Source organism: uncultured Methanobrevibacter sp. (assembly GCF_947170395.1).
Taxonomy (GTDB): domain Archaea; phylum Methanobacteriota; class Methanobacteria; order Methanobacteriales; family Methanobacteriaceae; genus Methanocatella.
In genome coordinates this window covers 1-20271 of sequence record NZ_CAMVTE010000008.1, presented here as the reverse complement: position 1 = coordinate 20271, position 20271 = coordinate 1, and the positions used below count along the sequence as shown (strand labels likewise).

At 36.0% G+C, this 20271-nt stretch carries 16 protein-coding genes; 3 read left to right on the top strand and 13 right to left on the bottom strand.

Translation table 11 applies throughout. From position 1 onward, the window contains the following. Positions 1-42: 42 nt before the first annotated feature. The 3 genes from dnaJ to Q0W04_RS03360 form a co-directional block, all read right to left on the bottom strand. Positions 43-1185: a molecular chaperone DnaJ gene (gene dnaJ, locus Q0W04_RS03370; RefSeq protein WP_298500451.1), complete on the bottom strand. Its 1143-nt coding sequence runs from the start codon at positions 1183-1185 to the stop codon at positions 43-45. Positions 1186-1325: 140 nt separating this feature from the next. Then, the gene (gene dnaK / locus Q0W04_RS03365) at positions 1326-3200 is read right to left on the bottom strand and encodes a molecular chaperone DnaK (protein ID WP_298500449.1); all 1875 of its coding nucleotides are present in this window, start codon (positions 3198-3200) and stop codon (positions 1326-1328) included. 45 nt (positions 3201-3245) lie between these two features. Continuing rightward, positions 3246-3797 (bottom strand): nucleotide exchange factor GrpE, encoded by a 552-nt coding sequence (locus Q0W04_RS03360; RefSeq protein WP_298500447.1) that lies wholly within the window; start codon positions 3795-3797, stop codon positions 3246-3248. A gap of 457 nt (positions 3798-4254) precedes the next feature. Here Q0W04_RS03360 and Q0W04_RS03355 point away from each other — a divergent pair, with 457 nt between their 5' ends. Then, complete coding sequence (locus tag Q0W04_RS03355; RefSeq protein WP_298500445.1) at positions 4255-4821, top strand: ArsR family transcriptional regulator; 567 nt, start codon at positions 4255-4257, stop codon at positions 4819-4821. Between the two features lie 50 nt (positions 4822-4871). Here Q0W04_RS03355 and hypF read toward each other — a convergent pair whose 3' ends face one another. Then, the gene (hypF, locus tag Q0W04_RS03350) at positions 4872-7112 is read right to left on the bottom strand and encodes a carbamoyltransferase HypF (protein WP_298500443.1); all 2241 of its coding nucleotides are present in this window, start codon (positions 7110-7112) and stop codon (positions 4872-4874) included. A 52-nt stretch (positions 7113-7164) separates the two neighbouring features. Here hypF and larB point away from each other — a divergent pair, with 52 nt between their 5' ends. Both larB and Q0W04_RS03340 read left to right on the top strand, forming a co-directional pair. After that, positions 7165-7926: a nickel pincer cofactor biosynthesis protein LarB gene (larB, locus tag Q0W04_RS03345; protein WP_298500441.1), complete on the top strand. Its 762-nt coding sequence runs from the start codon at positions 7165-7167 to the stop codon at positions 7924-7926. After that, positions 7919-8488: a GNAT family N-acetyltransferase gene (locus Q0W04_RS03340; RefSeq protein WP_298500439.1), complete on the top strand. Its 570-nt coding sequence runs from the start codon at positions 7919-7921 to the stop codon at positions 8486-8488. Before larB ends, Q0W04_RS03340 begins: the two co-directional genes overlap by 8 nt. On the opposite strand, the gene Q0W04_RS03335 is transcribed toward Q0W04_RS03340, so the two are convergent. From Q0W04_RS03335 to Q0W04_RS03295, 9 genes are all read right to left on the bottom strand, one after another. After that, complete coding sequence (locus Q0W04_RS03335; RefSeq protein ID WP_298500437.1) at positions 8478-11057, bottom strand: CDP-glycerol glycerophosphotransferase family protein; 2580 nt, start codon at positions 11055-11057, stop codon at positions 8478-8480. The genes Q0W04_RS03340 and Q0W04_RS03335 overlap by 11 nt on opposite strands. A 12-nt stretch (positions 11058-11069) precedes the next feature. Beyond that, on the bottom strand, positions 11070-11585 hold the full coding sequence (locus Q0W04_RS03330; RefSeq protein ID WP_298500435.1) for a hypothetical protein: 516 nt from the start codon (positions 11583-11585) through the stop codon (positions 11070-11072). An 8-nt stretch (positions 11586-11593) separates the two neighbouring features. Next, the gene (locus Q0W04_RS03325; RefSeq protein ID WP_298500434.1) at positions 11594-13072 is read right to left on the bottom strand and encodes an ABC transporter ATP-binding protein; all 1479 of its coding nucleotides are present in this window, start codon (positions 13070-13072) and stop codon (positions 11594-11596) included. 13 nt (positions 13073-13085) lie between these two features. Next, positions 13086-13853 carry an ABC transporter permease gene (locus Q0W04_RS03320; protein WP_298500432.1) on the bottom strand — a complete coding sequence of 256 codons (768 nt, stop codon included), beginning with the start codon at positions 13851-13853 and terminating at the stop codon, positions 13086-13088. Between the two features lie 20 nt (positions 13854-13873). Then, positions 13874-14164 carry a phosphoribosyl-ATP diphosphatase gene (gene hisE / locus Q0W04_RS03315; protein ID WP_298500430.1) on the bottom strand — a complete coding sequence of 97 codons (291 nt, stop codon included), beginning with the start codon at positions 14162-14164 and terminating at the stop codon, positions 13874-13876. Then, positions 14165-14971 carry a CBS domain-containing protein gene (locus Q0W04_RS03310; RefSeq protein ID WP_298500428.1) on the bottom strand — a complete coding sequence of 269 codons (807 nt, stop codon included), beginning with the start codon at positions 14969-14971 and terminating at the stop codon, positions 14165-14167. A gap of 9 nt (positions 14972-14980) precedes the next feature. Next, positions 14981-16339, bottom strand: coding sequence for an Asp-tRNA(Asn)/Glu-tRNA(Gln) amidotransferase subunit GatB (gene gatB / locus Q0W04_RS03305; RefSeq protein WP_298500425.1), 1359 nt, complete (start codon positions 16337-16339; stop codon positions 14981-14983). A gap of 142 nt (positions 16340-16481) precedes the next feature. Then, complete coding sequence (locus Q0W04_RS03300; protein ID WP_298500422.1) at positions 16482-18695, bottom strand: hypothetical protein; 2214 nt, start codon at positions 18693-18695, stop codon at positions 16482-16484. 343 nt (positions 18696-19038) lie between these two features. Continuing rightward, positions 19039-20019 carry a radical SAM protein gene (locus Q0W04_RS03295; RefSeq protein WP_298500420.1) on the bottom strand — a complete coding sequence of 327 codons (981 nt, stop codon included), beginning with the start codon at positions 20017-20019 and terminating at the stop codon, positions 19039-19041. Positions 20020-20271 lie beyond the last annotated feature (252 nt).

Genomic DNA, 20271 nt, shown 5'->3' with positions numbered 1-20271 from the left:
AATTTCAAAAAAAATAAGAAAAATAAATTAGCGTTGGCTAACTTATTTCATGGCATCTTTGACCCTGTCAAAGAGTCCTTTTTCAACATGTTTAATTTCGTCTCCGCTGATTTCAGCGAATTCGTTGAGTAATTTTTTCTGTTTGGAATTTAATTTTTTAGGAACCACGACATTTACGGTAACGTACATATTTCCTCTGCCGGAATGTCTGACTGAGTTCATACCTTGTCCCCTAAGTTTGAATACTGTTCCGCTTTGGGTTCCAGGTGTTATTTTAAACTCAACCTCTTTTCCTTCAATTGTCGGAATGCTGATCAGGTCACCTAAAGCAGCTTGAGGGAAACTGATTTGCTGTTCTAAATATAGGTGGTCTCCTTCACGGGTGAAATTCCTATGTCCTTTGATATGGACTGTAACTATTAAATCGCCTTCAAGTCCCGGTGCTTCACCGCAGTTTCCTTCACCGGATACTCTCAGGTGGTTGCCTTCGTCAACTCCTTCCGGAATTTCAATTTTAATGGTTTTTGTTTTCCTTTTGCTTCCCTTACCATGACAGTCTTCACACGGTTCGGTAATGATTTTACCGGTTCCGCCACATTCTCTGCATGGCCTTACATTAACCATTTGGCCCAGGAAGGTGTTGCTTACTTCTTTAATCTGTCCTGTTCCGCCACATCTTGGGCATGTTTGTGGATCTACGCCAGGTTTTGATTTGGACCCGTTACATGTCGGACATAACTCGCTTCTGGTAATCTTGATTTCCTTGTCACATCCTTGGAATGCCTCTTCGAGAGAAATTGGAACTTCGGTGTATATGTCTGAACCCCTTTGAGGACCTGTTCTTCCACGGTTGCGACTTCCTCCTCCAAAACCGAACATATCGAAGATGTTTCCTATATCGAATCCCTGGAAAATGTCTTCAAAGTTCACGTTCTGATAGAAGTCTTCTGCAGTAAATCCATCCATTCCAGCATGACCAAACTGATCATATCTTTGACGTTTTTCATCATCAGACAAGACGGCATATGCTTCACTTACCTCTTTAAATTTTTCTTCAGCGCCTTCTTCATCACAAACGTCTGGATGGTATTTCCTGGCTAATTTACGATAAGCTTTTTTAATTGTCTTTTCATCCGCAGATTTATCCACTCCAAGAACTTCATAATAATCTCGCTTGTCTGCCATTTGTTCACCTTAAAAAAATAATTTTAAAAAAAATAGATAGAAAAAATAATAGTTTTATCTATTGTTAGTTTATTGATTGATTCTGATTTCTGATTTTAATATATTTTTCCTAACAATGTAATAAAACTTTATTATTTAATCTAGTCTTTTACTTCATAGTCTGCATCAATTGTGTCATCATCGTTGTTGTCTTGAGCACCTGCATTAGGGTCAGCTCCAGCTTGTTGTTGAGCTTGTGCTTCTGCTTGTGCTTGTTGGTAAATTTTTGCACCAATCTCTTGAATTACATTTGATAATTCATCAGACTTTTCTTTAATGGCAGCAACATCATCGCCAGCTATAAGTTCTCTTAATTCAGCTACAAGTCCTTCGACTTTTGTTTTTTCATCTTCAGATACTTGATCTTTGAGTTCGTCTAAGGTTTTTTCTGAAGTGTAAATTAATGAGTCTGCGTTGTTTCTAATTTCGATTTCTTCTTGTCTTTTTGCATCCGCTTCAGCATTCATTTCCGCTTCTTTGATTTTTTGTTCGATTTCTTCATCGGACAATTTGGTGGAAGAGGTAATGGTAATTGCCTGTTCTTTACCGGTTCCTTTGTCTTTAGCGGTTACATTGATAATACCGTTAGCGTCAATATCGAAAGTTACTTCAATTTGTGGAACACCTCTAGGTGCAGGTGGGATTCCTACGAGTTGGAAACGTCCAAGTGAAGTGTTGTCTGCAGCCATTTTTCTTTCTCCTTGCAATACGTTGATGTCTACAGATGGTTGGTTATCTGCAGCAGTGGAGAACACTTGACTTTTCTTGGTAGGAATGGTAGTGTTTCTTTCGATTAATGTAGTGGATACTCCACCTAAGGTTTCAATACCTAAGGATAATGGAGTTACATCTAAAAGAACGATGTCTTTAATTTCACCAGCTAATACTCCTCCTTGAATAGCTGCACCCATGGATACACATTCCATTGGGTCGATACCACGTTCAACTGGTTTTCCTATGAATTTTTCTACAAATTGTTGTACGATTGGCATTCTGGTAGGTCCACCAACTAAAATGATTTTGTCAATATCTGCTTTGTTCATTTTTGCATCATCTAATGCCTGTTGCATTGGTTTTCCGGATTTTTCCACAATGCTGTCAACCAGTTCTTCTAATTTTGCTCTAGTAAGTGAAATGATTAAGTTTTTAGGAGTTCCATCGCTTCCCATTGCAATAAATGGTAAGTTTACTTCAGTGGTTGTAGTGGTGGATAATTCGATTTTTGCTTTTTCAGCAGCTTCTCTTAATCTTTGTACTGCTTGGTCGTTATCCATCAAATCGATACCTTCTTGTGCTTTGAATTCATCTGCAAGGTATTTGATTAATACGTTATCCATATCGGTACCACCGAGTTGGGTGTCTCCGCTGGTGGATCTTACTTCAAATACTCCTCCACCGAATTCCATGATGGTTACATCCAAGGTACCTCCACCTAAATCGTAAACCATAATGTTCATGTCTTCTTCATCAGCTTTGTCAAGACCGTATGCGAGACTTGCTGCGGTTGGTTCGTTTACAAGCCTTACTACATCAAGACCGGCAATGGTTCCTGCGTCTTTGGTTGCGGTCCTTTGGTTATCGTCAAAGTAAGCAGGTACGGTAATTACAGCTTTTTGAATAGGTTCTCCGAGGAAGGTTTCAGCATCTTTTTTAATTTTTTGCAAGATGAATGCGGAGATTTCTTGTGGAGAATATTGTTTTCCGTTTACAGTCACTTTGTGGTCAGTACCCATGCTTCTTTTGATGGCACTGATTGTGTTTTCAGGGTTGGTAACTGCCTGTCTTCTTGCAGGTTCTCCAACTAACATTTGACCTTCTTCAGTAAATGCAACATAACTTGGGAAGGATTTACCGTATTGACTTGCTCCTTCAGCTGAAGGGATTGTGGTTGGTTTTCCTCCTACAAGTACTGATGCTGCTGAGTTACTTGTACCTAAATCAATTCCAATAATTTTTTCTTTTTTAGTATCAGACATAATTATCACCAATTTTTTTTATTATATAATTAAATAAACGTAATATTATTTTTTACAAACAATAACTTTTGAGTATTTGAGAACTTTATCCTTATACATATATCCTTTCATCAGTTCTTCTATGACATATCCGTTTTCAACATCATCTGATTTTTGAACCATCAATGCCTCATGTTTGTTCAAGTCGAATTTTTCGCCTTTTGCGGAAATTTCTTCCACACCTTCTTTTGCTAAAATGTCTTTGAACTTGTTGTAGGTAAGTTCTATTCCTTCTCTTAAATTATCATCGTTTTCAACTTCTAAAGCTCTTCCGAAGTCTTCATAACAGTCAAGAAACTCTTTTATAATGTTCTCATTGGCAAATTTAATGATTTCCTTATTCTGTTTGTCGGTAATTTTTTTGAAATTCTCAAAATCTGCCTGCAGTCTTTGAGACAGTGAAATGTATTCCTGAGTTTCAGCTTCCTTTTTTTCAAGATCTTCTTTGAGTTTTGCAATCTCTTCATCCTTGAGGGCTAACTCATCGACGACCTCTTCGGTTGGTTCTTGAAGATCCTCTTGGCAAACTTCAGTTTCACTCTTTTTTTCGTCAGTCATATGGACACCTTTTTTAGGGTTGTTTGAAAAACCTTTGTAATAACTCTTAATCGAGAATTGAACTTAATGCTCTTTAATATTTGGTTTTGGGAATTTATGGACATATAGGAAAATGGTTCATCAAATCAGAGTTATTACTTCAAGTTTTTCGGAACCAAAATATTAAAGTAACAAAAAGTTATCTTTCTCTTACTATATTATAGTAACAAAAAGTTATATAAAGGTTTCGATAATGAAAGTGTTTGTGATATTCGATTTAAATCATTTATTTGCATTGAATCTTGCTTATGTTATTTTATATTTTAAAATATGGGATTTTTGCATATTTCAGATTTTTAAAAATTGTTGGGTTTGGTATTCTCTATTTTTAATGCTCATTTGGGGGGTTAATCCTTTTCTTACATGTTGTAACAAAAACATAGGGATTTATATATTATCTTTAATATAATGTATAATCATGACAGATAGTAACGACATTCGAAAAAATAATAGAAATGTCAATTCTTCTAATGGCCACATAGAAATTAGAGGAAACTATAACGACCACTTAGGAGAGATTGATAAAGAGGATATCCTCGATGTAATGGGTTGTAAAACCAGAAGAGACATCATTAACCTTTTAAGGGAAGAGCCTATGTTCGTCAGTGAAATATCTAATGAACTCGACATCGGTCAAAAGGCAATCATAGAACATTTGCGTGCAATGGAAGAGATAGGTATCCTGAACTCTTCATATAAAAAAATCCTGAGAGGTCGTCCGCGTAAATATTATGATTTGCAAAATGAGGTTAACATTCACATTACCATTAACAGAAACACCTTTGACGTAAACCTTTCAGAGGACATGTTAAACACCCTTCAGCTTCCTTCAGGTGACGAATGGTCAAAATTATTGGATATTGAAAAGAGAATAGATTCAGGCCAGCTTGAAGCGATAGATGAGCTTAAAAATCAGATAAGATTATACGGCAACCTTAAGGAAAGGGCCGAATATATTCTTGAGAGAACTTTAAATAACAGATAAAAACTTTTTTGTGGTCATTAATTCAATGGTTTATTTGCATAAACCATTTTTTATTCTTTTTTTGAAATAATTGCCTGTCCGAGTGAAACGGATCCGTCTCCAGCACAGGTGTTTAGATGTTGGATGAATTTGCATCCGTTGCCTTCAACATGATTTTTGACGGCATTTGTGATGGCTTCGTTATAAAATACTCCTCCGGTAGCGCCTATATCCTGAATATTCTTTTTATCAGAGACCCTGACTGCAAGTTCTGCCAGACCTTTTGCAACTGCATTCTGTCCTGCATATGCGACATTTGCCTTTTTTTCTCCGTTTTGATATAGTTTAACAACTTCCTTTAGGATTTCTGTTGTGTTTAGAGTATTATTTTCAATCAAATATGGGATTTCCAAATCTTCGGTTGCATAATATGCGCAGGATTCAAGTTTCATGGAACATTCCCCTTCGTATGTTCTTTCATGACATACTTCAAGGGCAACTGCCATTGAATCCAGTACTCTTCCGGTACTTGTTGTTGTTCCCACATTCAATCCGGATTCGAGCTGTTTGAAAATCATGCCGATTTCCCTTTCGCCATATTTGAAATAATTTGCATAATTATTAATTAGTTTTTCGTCATTTAGAATACTTGCAAGCATCCTTGCAGGATATCTGGTTGCCACATCTCCTCCGGGCATCAGCTGAGGTTTCAAATGGCCCAATCTTTCAAAGCTATTGATGTCGGTATAAAGGATTTCACCGCCCCAGCTTGTGCCGTCACTTCCATATCCCACTCCGTCAGCGGCAATGACTATTATTTCATCAATGGAATGGTCATTTGCAAGAGCTGCTGAATGGGCATGGTGGTGCTGGACAGGCAGCACTTCGCAGCCATATTTTTCCGCCAGTTCATGGGCAAGCCTTGTTGTAAAAAAGTGGGGATGCATATCACATGCAATAACATCAAATTCATTGATTTTGGTAATTCTTTCCATATTTTCAATGGCTTGGCGCAGAAACTCCAATGTCTTCGGTTTGTTGGTGTTTCCGATATGCTGCGAAGGATAAACTATATTGTCCTTGGCTATTGAAAATGTCACGTCAAGCTCAGGGCCCAATGCAAGCACATTAAGGTCATTTACCTCATAGCTGATGGTATATGGTTCGGGAGTGTATCCCCGAGACCTTCTTATGAATGACAGTTCATTGTTTCTGAATCTTATGACTGAATCGTCACACCTGTTTAGAATTCTGCGGTTGTGAACAAGGGAATAATCATTGACTCCGCCTATAATGTCTTCGTTTTCAATCATCATCGGCTCTCCGGGGATATTTGCCGAAGTCATTACGTAGGTGTCAATTTCGCCTTCATCAAAAAGCAGATAGTGCATTGGTGAGTATGGAAGCATGACTCCTATGTTGTGAAGTCCCGGTGATAGGCTGTCCGGGAAAGGGTAGTTGTCGTTTTTCTTTAAAATAACGATTGGCCTTTTATTTGATGTGATTGTTCGGATTTCCTTTTCAGACATCTGGGCGTAGTTTTGAACTGATTTTAAATCTTTGCTCATGACCGCAAATGCCTGATTTGGACGGTTCAAACGTTTTCTCAATTCCTTTATTGCCTCATCATTATATGCATCAACAACAAGGTGTGTTCCGCCAATCCCTTTAATGGCCAGTATTTTCCCGTCTTTAAGAACGTCCGCTCCCATTTTAATGGGATTTTCCGTATAGATTTTATTCTGTTTGTCATAAAACGCCATTTGGGGTCCGCAGTCAGGACAGCAAATAGCCTCTCCATGATATCTTCGGTCAAGAGGTTGCCTGTATTCGACAAGACACTCGTCACATAGCGGAAATTCATCCATTGAAGTCCTGATTCTGTCATATGGAACACTTTCAATGACTGTAAACCTCGGTCCGCAATCTGTACATGCATTGAATGCGTATTTGTATCGCCTGTCTTTTGGATTTCTTATTTCCTCAAGGCATTTATCACAAATTGCAATGTCGGGCGGAATTACGCTGATGCCGGAATATTCATCACCGCTTTCAAGAATCTGAAAATCAGCATAACAGATTTCGTCAACATCATCAATGCTCATGGAATCTATTTTGGCTATTGGTGGCAGTTCCTTCGGTAGTCTTTCAATAAACAAATCGGTTTTGTCGCCCTCAATTATGATTTCAACCACATTTCCAAGGTTTCTCACGTGTCCTTTAAGGTCCAATTCGGATGCAAGACGATACACGTAAGGCCTGAATCCCACACCTTGAACTATACCTTGGGTTAAAATCTTTCGGGCTTTCATAAATATATTATTTAAGTTAAATTTTATATAAAATTTTATCCTAATTAGTAATATGAAAGAAATACTTGAAAGACTGATTAATGGGGAAATTGATATAAACGACGCTGAAAATCTCCTGAAGGCAGATGCCATTTTGGAACTTGACGGGATTGCTCAATTTGACAGCAAGCGCAGCAGTCGAACAGGTTTTCCCGAAGCGGTCTTTTCTCCAAGCAAGGATTATGACGATTTATTGCTGATTATTGAAAAGTATCTGGAAAACAATGATGATGATTTGATAATAACCAAGCTGTCCGATGAAAGGTATGAGAAGATTTTGGACGATTTGGGTGATAACTCATTTATCCTTGATTACAATAAAAAGGCCCAGATATTGGTTATAAGAAAGCAGGAAAGGACAAAAGAAAATATTGCAAAGATAGGCATCATTACTGCCGGCACTTCCGACATTAACATAGCCGAAGAGGCCCGTGTAATTGTAGAGGAAGGGGGATGTGAAGCGATTACCTCATATGATATAGGAGTTGCCGGAATTCACAGGCTGTTTCCCCAAATTGCGCATATGGTTAAGGAAGGCGTCAGGGCATTTATAGTATGTGCCGGAATGGAAGGTGCGCTTCCTTCAGTTGTTGCAGGGCTTGTGGACGTTCCTGTAATTGGTGTTCCGACCTCTGTTGGATATGGTGTAGGAGAAGGCGGCCGTGTGGCTTTGGATGCGATGCTTCAGTCATGCGCTCCGGGCATAGCTGTTGTCAATATTGACAATGGTTTTGGAGCAGGTGTTTTTGCATTGACTATTGTTAACAGTGATTGATTTGATTTACGAGACTTTTGATAAGCAAAAACATGACGTTTCACAGGTTGCCAAGTTAGTTTATGATGTTGACTATAGAACTTTCGACATGTTTTTCAAATCCGATAAGGATGCAATCGATGCGATTTCAAAATATTTATCCAAAAAAAGTTTAAATAATTATTTTAAGGTCATTTTGGATGAAAATAACAAGATTATAGGTTATGTAAGCATCTATCTGCATGATGACAAGCATGAATTTCACTGGAAATCCCCAAAGCTATTTTTGGTGGATATTCTGGATCATTTTGTTTTATGCGACATTGAAGAAGGTGATCTGTACCTTGCCGAAGTGGCCATCGATGAATCCCAAAGAGGATGTGGCCTTGGAAGAAAGGTAGTATGTGATGTAATCAATTATGCAAGGTCTAAAAACTATTCTCGCGTAATTCTCGATGCCGACTTTAGAAATAAAGGCGCCAAAAAACTTTATGAATCTATAGGATTTAAGGAGTTCAATAAAAAAAGAGTTAAGATAGGCAGTTTTGAAAGGGGAATGCACAATATGGAGTTCAGTCTCTAGGCGGAATTTTACTAATGGCTTCGTGCACTCTTTTACAGTTGTTTTTGTCAGTGAATATGAAGTAGTCTTCAACGTTTTTAATGTGCTTTTCCTTCATTTCACAGTCGTTTTCAATATATTCTCCAATTACCTCAACCAATTCATCCTCACTGGAACATACCTCACCGAAACCCATGGTTTCATAATTGAAGTAACTTTCTTCGAGATTGAAATGATAATCTTCACCGTAATGGTAATATAAAACCGGTTTTTTGAGATATGCAAAATCAAAGGCCACAGATGAATAGTCGGTGATTAAAATGGCTCCGGTTTTGAACAGATCCTGATAGCTGCCTCTTTCATAATCAATTTTAATGTATTCGTTTTCATCAAAAAGCCCTATGAATTCGTAAACATGAGGATGCGGTCTGAAAATTATTTTATAATTGTTGTCCTTTAGTGTTTGAATCAGTTTTTTATTATTTATAAGGGAATTGTATGTTTTCAGATAGTTGGAATTGCTGATTGTGTATTTGTTTTCCTGATTCAGATATCTTCTCCAGGAAGGCATCAGCAAAATAGTTTTTGTCTTTTCATCTTTCAGATTGTCAAATCTTGGAAAACCCAAAAGTTGGATGATGTCCTCATCATAGTTATAATAGTATTTGAACAGTGAATCGTATTCCTTTTGGGATGCTGTTAACATGAAATCAAGGTTTTTGTCAAATTTATTAAGCCAGCCGGAAATGTTGTTAAGGGTTATTCCGTGCTGTAAAAATAATGTGCTTGATTTGAGAAGGCCAGCAAAATTAGGGTAATGGCCCCAAAAAGCATAGATGTAGTTGTTGTCTGGATGGGAAGTAATGATTTTTTCTGCAAAAAGACCCAAAATCCTATGTTTTATTGAATGATATCCTATTACGGGACCTATCTCTTTCATTTTTTCATAATATGGTGTGTTCTTGTCGATAATAAAGTACTTTTTAATGTCCTTATCGTCCTGTTTTATTGAATATTTGAAAAGATGCATTCCATTGTCGTCAGCTATTGTTGGAAAATCCATGTAAAACCAAATTCGCTTGTTCTTTAAAAACGGGTATAATGCCATGTATATCATGCGTATTGGGATTGCGGTTTCAAATCCGGGGGTCCTGTTTTTCAGCATTCTTGCCAGGGTTCTGATTTCATTTTTTATCCAGTCTGTTCTGCTTTTTCGTGCAATGTGAATTTGATTATTTTTTAAGGTGCTGAGGTATTTTTTTGTTTTTGCATATCCTCCGACTTTTGAGAAGTTGCAGGGTCTTGAAAAGTCAATGTTTAACTTTTTGTTGATGTTTGTCTCAAATCTGATGGCATATTTTTTATTTCCATCCAGTTTGTAGCGAAATTCAAATGTATGGTTGGAGAGGTATTTTTCATTGAGATAATATTTTTCCCTTTGTGGAAATTCAAGTGTTTTTGTTTTCACTTTTTCATCATTGACATAGACATTTATCTTTTCATATTCTGCTATTGAGTTGATGTTTGCAAGGATATGCAATTCATCATCGAGGATTTCATAGATGTCAATGAAAATAGTGTCTAATTTCAAATACTTTGTCAATTTAATGAAATCGTTTTCAGTATAGGAATAATCGTTTTTAAGATACAGCAGAAATGTTTTAATTTTCTCATCAATGTGGTCTTTATTGTAGATGTTCTCGTCATCTATGTATTTTAGAATATCCCTCATTTCACTGCTTACTTTTTTTATTTCCTTTTTGGTCAACTTTTCGTTGATTGATTCGTTTAGAATGATTTCGTTAAAGTAGTAAATGATAGTATTTTGGATGAAATCCGGAATCTGGGTGAAGTTTTCAACGGCATTTTCAATCAGGTTTTTTAGAAAATACTTAACTTCAGAATCATTCACTTCCTTTGCATTTGGGATAATATTCAACAATGCAGCTTTAGGTTTGACTTTATTGTTGTAGTAATTGCATTCCCTGCAGATTCCAAGGTTAGGATTTTCAATTAATATGTTGTTGATAAAGAAGATATCTTCTGAAAGTTTCAGCTGATTTGAGAAATTGACATTTTTGAGGACGGACCTTCTAAAAAAGCAGGGGTTTGTCTGTATTTGTATGAACTCGGGATTTTCAATTAGGTTGACCACACCGGTTTTTTCATATTTCAAATCAAAATAAGGGAAACTGTTTTCAGATTTCAGAAAGATGGTTGGTATTGAAACGATATCTATCTTTCTGTTGTTTTCAAAAAAGTCCAATACATTTCTCAATGCATTTCTTGAAAGGTAATCGTCTCCATCAAGAAATTCAATGTATTCTCCCTTTGCAAACTGAAGTCCCAAGTTTCTGCTTGCGCCCTTGCCTTCATGCTTTTTGGAGATATATTGAATGTTTTCAGGATATTTTGATGCATAGTCCTTGCAGATTTCATTTGTCTTGTCTCTGCTGCCGTCATTAATGAGTATTATTTCAACATTGTTTTTAAAATTCAATGTCTGATTTACAATGGATTTTATGCATCTTGAAATATCGATTTCAGAGTTATACGCCGAAATGATAATTGAAAACTTAAAGCCATCCATATTCTCATCTTATTAATCTTGTTTTTGCTTGTAATTAGGAGTCAGTGAATCCATGATGAATTTGATATTGTCCTTTAGGGTATTGTTGTTCTGTATGTTGGTGCTTTCAATTCTAAAGGTATGATTGTATTTGGTAAAGTAGATTATTTGATTTGTTGTGTTGTCATCACTGTCAGTTTCATAACTGATGCAGGTGTATGATTCATTGTCTATTTTAAAAGTGCCCTTTTCCACTTTGCTAAATGATTCGTTCATTTCTAACATGTCAATTTCGATGTCTGAAAAATCTTTGATTGTGTTTCCTTTGCCCATATCTTCAACGTTTATTATCTCATTAGTATTTCTGTTTATAAGCTGGGCATAGGCTCCACCGGTATCATCGATATTGTATGAATCGGGTATGGTAATGAGAAAAGCGTTTACCTTAACGTTTGCCTTTCCGATTGTGGTTGATGTGTCGGCAACCAAATATAGGCATGAAACTCCAATAATAAATATTATTAAAATATAAATCCATCTTTTATCCATGTTATGACCTATTTCTTATTTTTGTTTTTCTCTTTTTGATAGTCTCTTCTAGCGCCTTTGACATATGCATCACATACATCTTCGGCTTCGCCGTACATTTTTATTTTACCGTTTTCAAGCCAGATGCATCTGTCACAAATCTTTCTGATTTGAGGAATTGAGTGTGAAACGAGCAGTACGGTTACGCCGTCCTTCATCATTGAATTGATTTTATCAGCACTCTTTTTCTTGAATTTGATGTCTCCAACAGATAGGATTTCATCGATGATTAAAATATCGGGATTGATTTGTGTAGCTATTGAAAAACCAAGCTTGGTTCTCATTCCTGAGGAATAATTCTTGATAGGGTAGTTTATAAATTCTCCCAATTCCGAAAACTCGACAATCTCATCGTATTTTTCCTCGAGAACGTCTTCACTGATGCTCAGCAAAGCTCCGTTTAGATAAATGTTATTTTTACCGGTATAGTTTTTATCAAAACCTGCACCAAGTTCCAGCAATGGTGCAATTTTTCCATAGGTTGTTATTGATCCTGATGTAGGTTCGTAAATTCCGGACATGATTTTCAGCAACGTACTTTTTCCGGCACCGTTGAATCCAAGAATACCTAATTTATCCCCTTTATACACTTTAAATGAAATGTCGTCAATAACTTTTATTTTTTCATGCTCTTCCTTGTTTCTTTTGATGGTTCTGATAATGAATTCCTTTATTGTGTCGATCTTGTCTTTAGTGACTTTAAATTCCATGGTCAGATTTTTAACGTCAATGATAACTTCCTTGTCAATGTCTCTGATTGCCATATGCAGCTGTGATTTTGTCTTGCACGGATTGTATTTTTCGCTTCCTTCATATTCGCTGACGACATCATATTTTCCGGGGCCCAGACCTTTGACATCCACCTTTGCAAATCCTTTTCTGTCAGTTATAACTTCATGAGTTTCACCGTTAATGGTAATCTTTACCTTTTCGTTTGCAAGGGAACGGTACCTGTAATCCCTTAATTTTGCATAGAACTGCCCTTCGTTGTGTATATACATTTTCATGTTTGGGACATTTAATGAACAGTGCTTTTCATCTATTTTTTTAGGTTTCGGATTTTTAGGTTTTCTGGCAGCCTTATGGATTGTCAGCACACTTTCAATGATTTGCGAATATTCACCATTCGGAAATTCGATTTTCAGTACATGTTCTTTTGGAGGCAAATCAACAAGCCATTTTACAAGCCCTGTTTCATCGGTAACAAATTCATATTCGTCACCTGAAATCTTTGCCTTTATTGTTTCATTGCCGATAGGTTCATTATTCTCATCATAAGCTTCAATATGGAAATAGTTTTCATCACCGTCGTAAATTGTTTTGCCCGGTGCAAGCAGGGTCATGTTTTTGTATTTAGGTTCAATTTTTACAATAGGTCTTTCCTTGGTTTCAAGAATGGGATCTTCTTTTTTATTAAAAATGTTCTTTAATTTTTCTATTAAACTCATAATAAAACCTATCTTATAATTCTAACGCTAATTTTTTATTGTATATGTTGAATAAGAGTATTCCTATACCTAATGTTGTAAATGCAAACACTGCCAGATATGTCAATGTGGAAACATCCGGGAATAATCCATAAATCACACATTCCCTAAATGAGGCAATTGCGCAGTAAACAGGGTTCAGCGTAAATATTTTTTGAACTGTAACCGGTACGATTTCCATCGGATAGAAAAGTGCAGAGGCATACATCAGTATCAGTGCAAATACGCTGTATAGGTGTTCAACATCTGTGAAATAAGTATTTCCAACAGCCAGTATCAGCCCGATTCCAAATATCAATACAACTAAAAAGAACAGCGGAATCACTGCAAAGATTGTAGTTATGTGGAATTGAGCGCCGGTAACCAGCATAACTCCAAACAGTATGATGAATGAAATTAGGAAGTTAATGAATTCATAACATACCTTACTTATTGTAAACATGTATTTTGGAACATAAATCTTTTTAAGGATGGATGCATTTCCCTTAACGGATCTCATCGCTCCCTGGGTTGCGGATTTGTAAAAATCATAAATTACTCTTCCAGATAAGAAATAAACAGGATAATTTTCAATTTGACGGCCAAACAGCATTGAAAAGATAGCTGTAAATACAATCATGATTAACAGCGGATTAAGAAAACTCCAGGCTATTCCCAAAACTGAATCCTTGTACTTGGAAGTCAAATCCCTTTTAACCAATTGTTTGAGTAAAAATTTTTTCTCAGCATATGTGTCAAACATGTCTGCACCGCTTTAGTTGATTATTTTCTTCTTCTTGCAAATTCGTCAAATATTTCATCGATTTCCACACCTTTGTATGCTAAAATGAGCAATGTGTGGAAAATCAAATCCACTGATTCGTAAACAAGATTTTCATCGTTTTTTGCAGCAAGCAACACTTCGCCAGCTTCTTCAGCTATTTTTTCAAGAATCTTGTCTTCAGCCTTTTTGTCGCTGTCCTGCATGATTTTGGAAGTGTATGAATCAATCGGGTTGTCACGTCTTGATTCTAGAACTTCATATACTTCCCTTATAATCTTTTCATCAGCCATTTAATTGTCACCTTTTGATTCTTGATCTTGCATGCTTTCGGTAAGTGCAATTAAAGGATGTTTATCGTCATCAATGATTTCAATGTCATCAAATGTTTTGATTCCGGCTTTATCGGCAGTTTTTTCCATTCCCAATTTGATGTCCTTGCCCAAATCAATGACATATGAGTCAACGGTTTCATAACCCCTTTGCGCTGATGCAACAGCTCTGTGGTGTCCGTCAACAAGAATCCATCGCTCTCCTGTTTTCACAACAATTGCAGGTTCTGCCAATCCTTTTTCAAGTTCATAAGCTCTTCCTTCAAGCTCATCAGCATAGACTCTGTCCTGTGTAGGTCTTAATTTATTGGTTTCAACGTCCATATGTCTTAAAGTAGTGTGGATGCCGTATAACTGTTCCAATGTCTTTTTAAAATAGTCCACTTTGTTTGGAGTTGACCTTTCGATGTGTGACCTTACCATATCAGTATTGGTAATGATTCCGACAAGCTCTCCCTTTTCGTTTACAACAGGCATGCGTGAAATTCCTCTTCTAAACATTACACGGGATGCGTCGTTGATTGTTAAGTTCTGATTTGCAACAACAAGTTTTGTGGTCATTATTCCCTTAACAGTTTCTGCCCTTTTTTTCGCTACGATATCGAATGCTGTTACCATTCCAACTAACTTGTTGTTTTCAACTACTGGATAACTGTTGTGATGACTTTCCTTCATTAGATTGATGATTTCATCAGTTTTTGTATCTGGTGAAACGCTAATAACGTTTTTTGTCATATAATCTTTAACAAAAGATTTCTTTCCAGCCATTTTTATCCCCTATTCAATATTTTCTTTAAGAAGTTTGACAGTTTCACCTGGATCTGCTTTTCCACGGGTCAATCTCATTACTTGACCAACCAAAAAGTTGATTGATGCTTTTTGACCTGACAGGTAATCTTCAACGGCTTTCGGATTTTCATCAATTGCCTGTTTTACTGCAGCAAGTACTTCATCATCCTTTACAACACCCAGTAATCCCATTTCTTCTGCAATTGCTTTAGGTGATTTTTCATTATTTGGCATTTGTTCGATGATTCTTTGCCCTGCTTTAACTGTAATCTCCTTGTTTTGAATCATGTTCAATAATTCGATTATGTTTTCTGCAGTTATTTCGCTGTCTGCAAAGTCTAATTTATTGTAGGATAAAACTCTTTTAAGTTCATCTCTCATCCATTTGCCGGCAAAAACAGGTTCAATTTCTTTTACAACTTCTTCATATGCAATTGCCAAGTCGATTTCTGAGGTTAAAACTTTAGCGGTCTCTTCATCAATCTTGTACTCGCTAACGAATCTTTTAACTTTGTTGTGAGGGGCTTCAGGCATGATGTCTAAAACCTTTTCGATGGATTCGTCAGAGATTTCCATCGGTGGCAAATCAGGGTCAGTGATGAATCTGTAATCGTCAGCATCTTCCTTGAATCTCATGTGCTTTGTGGATCCGGTTTTACCGTTATCGATATATGCACGGGTTTCCTGTTTGATGAATCCTCCTCTTTTAAGAGTGTTTTTCTGTCTGATAAGTTCGAAATTCAAAGCCTTATATGCACTTTTAATAGAGTTGATGTTTTTCATTTCCACTCTGTTTCCGCCATTGATGGAAATGTTTACGTCTGCTCTCATTGTACCTTCTCCACGAGCAGCTCCACTGTATTGTAAAACACGTATCAGTTCTTTTAAAAAGTTCCTGGCTTCTTCCGGAGATTTGATGTCAGGTTCAGTAACAATTTCGACCAGTGGAATTCCGGAACGGTTGAAGTTAACAATACCTAAATCAGGTTTGTATTGGCCAGGGTCTTCTTCAACGTGAATTTCCCTGATTCTGATTCCGTTCAATTCTCCTTTGATTCCAATAGGAACTGAAGTCCTTTGGTAACCTGAAGGCAAGTCAGGATAATCATAGTGTTTTCTCATAAAGTATGTAACGCCTTGGTCAATTTCACAGTTTAACATTAACGCAATCATTAACGCATTTTCCAATGCTTTTTCGTTTGTAGGATGTGGTTTGGCACCTGGCTGGTTTAAACAAACAGGGCAGATGTTTGAATTTGCAGGTGCGTCCTGATAATTTGTAGGACAATCACAGAATAATTTTGATTCGGTTTCTAGTTGTACGTGGATTTCAAGTCCACACATCATATCGACATCGTCACTAATAATAATTCCTCCAATTGGGTAATTTTTATATTATAATAATATTTATTTAATGTAATTTATAAAGATTTTTGAAAATTGGAAAATCCGTTGGGCATCAAACCAAAATGAAAATTTTAATTGATGGCTATTTAATTTTTTTCACGACATTTTTAAAATTAAATATTTGGGTATCCAACTTTTCTTTTAAAATTCTGTTTTCTTCTTTAAGTGAATCCAGCTCTTTAGTATGGTAGATGGATGATTTGTTGAACGGTAGCCATTCTATGTTAACTGAAATGATGTCTCCATTATTTACTTCCTTTTCAAATTTAATAGGATCATCATGATTGACGAGCGTGTTTGTTTCAAGCATGTTTTCTCCATCAACTTCGAATTTGGTGCAGTCAATGTAAATCGGGAATTTCTTGCCGTTTTGTGCTTTTGCAAATTGGCCTTTGAGTTTAATGTCTATTTTACCGTCATTAATCACTTTTAACTTAAGATGTAATTTGCTCCTTTCGGTTTTTATTACGTGTCCGGTTCCTTTTTCGTCACAAAACCAGTCTGGTGTTGTCTCATCCAATTCAATGTCTGTGGACTCCAAGATTTCCAGGTTATTGTTTTCAAGCCCGAAATTTTTCAAATCCACCCTTAATGTGTGGTAATTATCGAGCATTTTATCGATTTCAAATTCCCTTTCATCTATTTCTGCAGGATATGATTCCAACCAAGATCCGATGGAGTCTCTTCTTAATGTATTGTTTATATTGATGTATTCAATGACTTTCAGCATGTCTATTGCTGAGTAAACGTCCTGAAGGGGATGATTTGGGTCTTTGTCAATTTTATCTCTAATTTTTCTATAGGATTTCTTTGTGAAATACTTCTCATATTCCTTAATGAAATTTTTGGAATAAAAGATGTTTTTAAATTTTTTCTCGCAATCGCCATTTTTAAGGATATTTTCTTCGTTTTCAATGTCCTCATCCAGTTTAGGACCTTCAATAAATGAATAATCTTTAGGAGTATAAGGATATTTCTCATTTATTTCGGATGCATATCTTATTGTCTCTTCATTGATTTGGCGGTTGCCTTCAACATTGAAGTATAATAAATCAGGGCAATGCCTTAGCAAAATGAATGTGTGAATTAATAAATCGTCATCACATTCAGGTGTTGTTATCTGCAATTTGCATAAATCAGGATCGGCCAGTGGTGAAATGGTAATCTTATTGTGCAGATATCCTTCAATAAATTCCTTGCCGTAATGATATCTGTTCCTTGTTTCAGTATATAATATAGAGGATAACTCTTTAGACTCAGAATTTGAATCGTATTTATCACACAGTTCTTTAAATTTCCTGTCAATTAATGTTTTGGTTGAATTAAAGTAGGTATTACCATATGATTTTGATTTTTTAAGAATTGCCTCACCATAATCCTTTAAAGGCTTATTCGGATATCTTCTTCTGATTTCTCCGCAATGGCCGGAAATTCTGTAGTGTGGCTGAGCGAATCTGAATATCGGGAAATTTCTAAGCTTATGAAATCCTAGCTGACTGTATTCTGTAATATTAATGGAATCCTTCATGCTGTATGGGATTGTCTGTTTTGCAACGGTATTGTTCAGTTCAAAATCAAAATGTTCAGCTATTTTCGATGCGATTTCATAATCTTCACTGAATACGTCTTTTTGGTTTGAGAATATTTTCAGATTTTTCAAATTGATGTTGGCTGATAACCATATTGCTGCATTCACTCTTGAATCATATCCTCCGCTTAAATCAAGGGTTATGGAATTGGTGGTGTGTCTGATTGACCTGAACAGTTCAACGTATTTGTCAAACCACTTGTCCAATATCGCCACACCTTCTTCACAATCAAGTGAAATTGTTTTTTCCTGATAGTCGATTTTTTCAAATGAAATTTCTGAGGTATTTTTATTGATATGTGCTGTATAATTTCTTGGCAGGACACAAATCTCATCAATAAGTGTTTCGTCAGGAAATAGAGGCACAATCCCTGCACTCAAGTAATAATTTGCAAAATCACGATTCAATGAAATCGGATACTTGGATTTTGATAAAAATTCAATGAGTTTTAAAAAGGAATTGGAGATGGCAAAATAGTTTTCAGTTTTGTATATGTATATTCCATAAGATCCGGTCTGGTCCTGGAACACGGAGATTTTATCATCTTTTACATCAATAAATACATATGCTCCGCTTCCGTTAATGCCCTTTTCGCTTCTGAATTCATTTTCAAATGCAATTTCATTGTTCTGGATGGTGTATCCGAAAAATCTATTCTGAATTGAGTTAATGTTATCTGAATCAATTATGAAGAATTCTTCATTCAAATCGATATTATTTCTAGAGATGATGATTCCTCCTTATGTTTAGATTGGGCATTATATCCTCACTATTTAAATAAAATTTATATATATTATGTATTTATTTCATGTAATATATAGGTTGGTTTTAGGCATTCTGATATGGTAAATGGGGGTGTTTTTTTAATTTAGCTATAGTTTTTCATTTTATTGGCATAAAATCTTTTCAGGAAGTTTGTGGTGTTTTTACAATGTTGTCTTCCATTTTATTTCCCGGTTTTTAAAATTTGAAAAATTAGTTTATTGGTTTAGGGTTTTTAATGCATCTTATTTGTTTTTTTTTAAAGAATCGTTGGATAAGTATTGGTAACTAGTATTTATTTTTTAATGATTCCTTGACATAGCGTTTAATAAATTTATCTAATTCTGGTGATATTTCACTTTTCTGAGGGTCTAACATATTTTTATCGGTAAATGTTCCTTTCAAGTCCCGTCCGGCCCATTTGACTTCTTCCTCTACTCTTTTGCCGTATTTTGTTCCAAACATTTTGAAAAGAGGGAACTTTGTAATTCCGTTGGCTCCGCTTAAAATCAGTATTCCGATATTTGCCAGGTTGTCTATCCATGTTCCGCAGATTATTTCAATGTCCGGAAATGCCAATCTGACCTGTGCTACAACCTGAGCATAATAAAGTGAAGCAGGCTGTGAGGAGTTTGCGTAAATGGTTTCCTTGTGAGGATTTAGAGAATAAAATATTACACGATCTATTTTGTGGTCTTTGATATAATCGATAATATAATTAACGTCATCTAGGGTTTCGCCAAGGCCTAAAATTATTGTTATTGCTTTTTTAAAGCCCAAATCACCTGCAACATCTAACATATTGCTGATATCATCTAACTTTTTGGATGGGCACACTCTTTCATGAATCTGCGGATTTGCCACTTCAACAGCACCTGTTATTCCTTGGATTTCTGAGCCGTATTCTGCCAAATCGTCGGTAATTCCCGTATTCAGCCATACTCCCTCGCCGGTAATGTCCTTGATTGTTGTGGCGATATCCTTGATTTCCTGTGTTGTGAACGATTCGTATCCTCCGGATAAAAATTCGATATTCCAATCCAGACGTTTGCACATTTCCGCTTCTGCATAAATGTTGTTGATGTTTCTTCTGGCCTTTTTAGGGTCCTTAATTTTATCTTTTTGAGTGGACATGTAGCAGAATGCACAGTCTCCCTTGTCACACCACCAGGAGAGGAATACTGCTCTTTCAAGAGTTATCAGATTTCCATGCCTATTTAATGTTGTTTCATTGGCTTTTTTAATCAGGTCAAATAAGTCTAAATCCATGTTTTTATATAAGTTTCTTAAAGTTTATATATTAGTTAGTAGTAATTATTTTATAGAATTTTATTATTTTGCAATAATTTTCCAAAAAACCAAAAGGTTTATATAGTATCCAAATAATAACTATTATTACTGTTTAAAGTCTTTGATTTTTAGACATGGGTTTTATTTGGTTAAGTGAGATGGGTGTTCATATGCCGTCGTAGCTCAGTAGGTAGAGCGTTCGGCTGTTAACCGATTGGTCACAGGTTCGAG

What these genes read in the sequence shown, in the direction of transcription:
- dnaJ (WP_298500451.1), bottom strand. Translation starts at nt 1,185, where the DNA reads ATGGCAGACAAGCGAGATTATTATGAAGTTCTTGGAGTGGATAAATCT.
- dnaK (WP_298500449.1), bottom strand. Translation starts at nt 3,200, where the DNA reads ATGTCTGATACTAAAAAAGAAAAAATTATTGGAATTGATTTAGGTACA.
- Q0W04_RS03360 (WP_298500447.1), bottom strand. Translation starts at nt 3,797, where the DNA reads ATGACTGACGAAAAAAAGAGTGAAACTGAAGTTTGCCAAGAGGATCTT.
- Q0W04_RS03355 (WP_298500445.1), top strand. Translation starts at nt 4,255, where the DNA reads ATGACAGATAGTAACGACATTCGAAAAAATAATAGAAATGTCAATTCT.
- hypF (WP_298500443.1), bottom strand. Translation starts at nt 7,112, where the DNA reads ATGAAAGCCCGAAAGATTTTAACCCAAGGTATAGTTCAAGGTGTGGGA.
- larB (WP_298500441.1), top strand. Translation starts at nt 7,165, where the DNA reads ATGAAAGAAATACTTGAAAGACTGATTAATGGGGAAATTGATATAAAC.
- Q0W04_RS03335 (WP_298500437.1), bottom strand. Translation starts at nt 11,057, where the DNA reads ATGGATGGCTTTAAGTTTTCAATTATCATTTCGGCGTATAACTCTGAA.
- Q0W04_RS03330 (WP_298500435.1), bottom strand. Translation starts at nt 11,585, where the DNA reads ATGGATAAAAGATGGATTTATATTTTAATAATATTTATTATTGGAGTT.
- Q0W04_RS03325 (WP_298500434.1), bottom strand. Translation starts at nt 13,072, where the DNA reads ATGAGTTTAATAGAAAAATTAAAGAACATTTTTAATAAAAAAGAAGAT.
- Q0W04_RS03320 (WP_298500432.1), bottom strand. Translation starts at nt 13,853, where the DNA reads ATGTTTGACACATATGCTGAGAAAAAATTTTTACTCAAACAATTGGTT.
- hisE (WP_298500430.1), bottom strand. Translation starts at nt 14,164, where the DNA reads ATGGCTGATGAAAAGATTATAAGGGAAGTATATGAAGTTCTAGAATCA.
- Q0W04_RS03310 (WP_298500428.1), bottom strand. Translation starts at nt 14,971, where the DNA reads ATGGCTGGAAAGAAATCTTTTGTTAAAGATTATATGACAAAAAACGTT.
- gatB (WP_298500425.1), bottom strand. Translation starts at nt 16,339, where the DNA reads ATGATGTGTGGACTTGAAATCCACGTACAACTAGAAACCGAATCAAAA.
- Q0W04_RS03295 (WP_298500420.1), bottom strand. Translation starts at nt 20,019, where the DNA reads ATGGATTTAGACTTATTTGACCTGATTAAAAAAGCCAATGAAACAACA.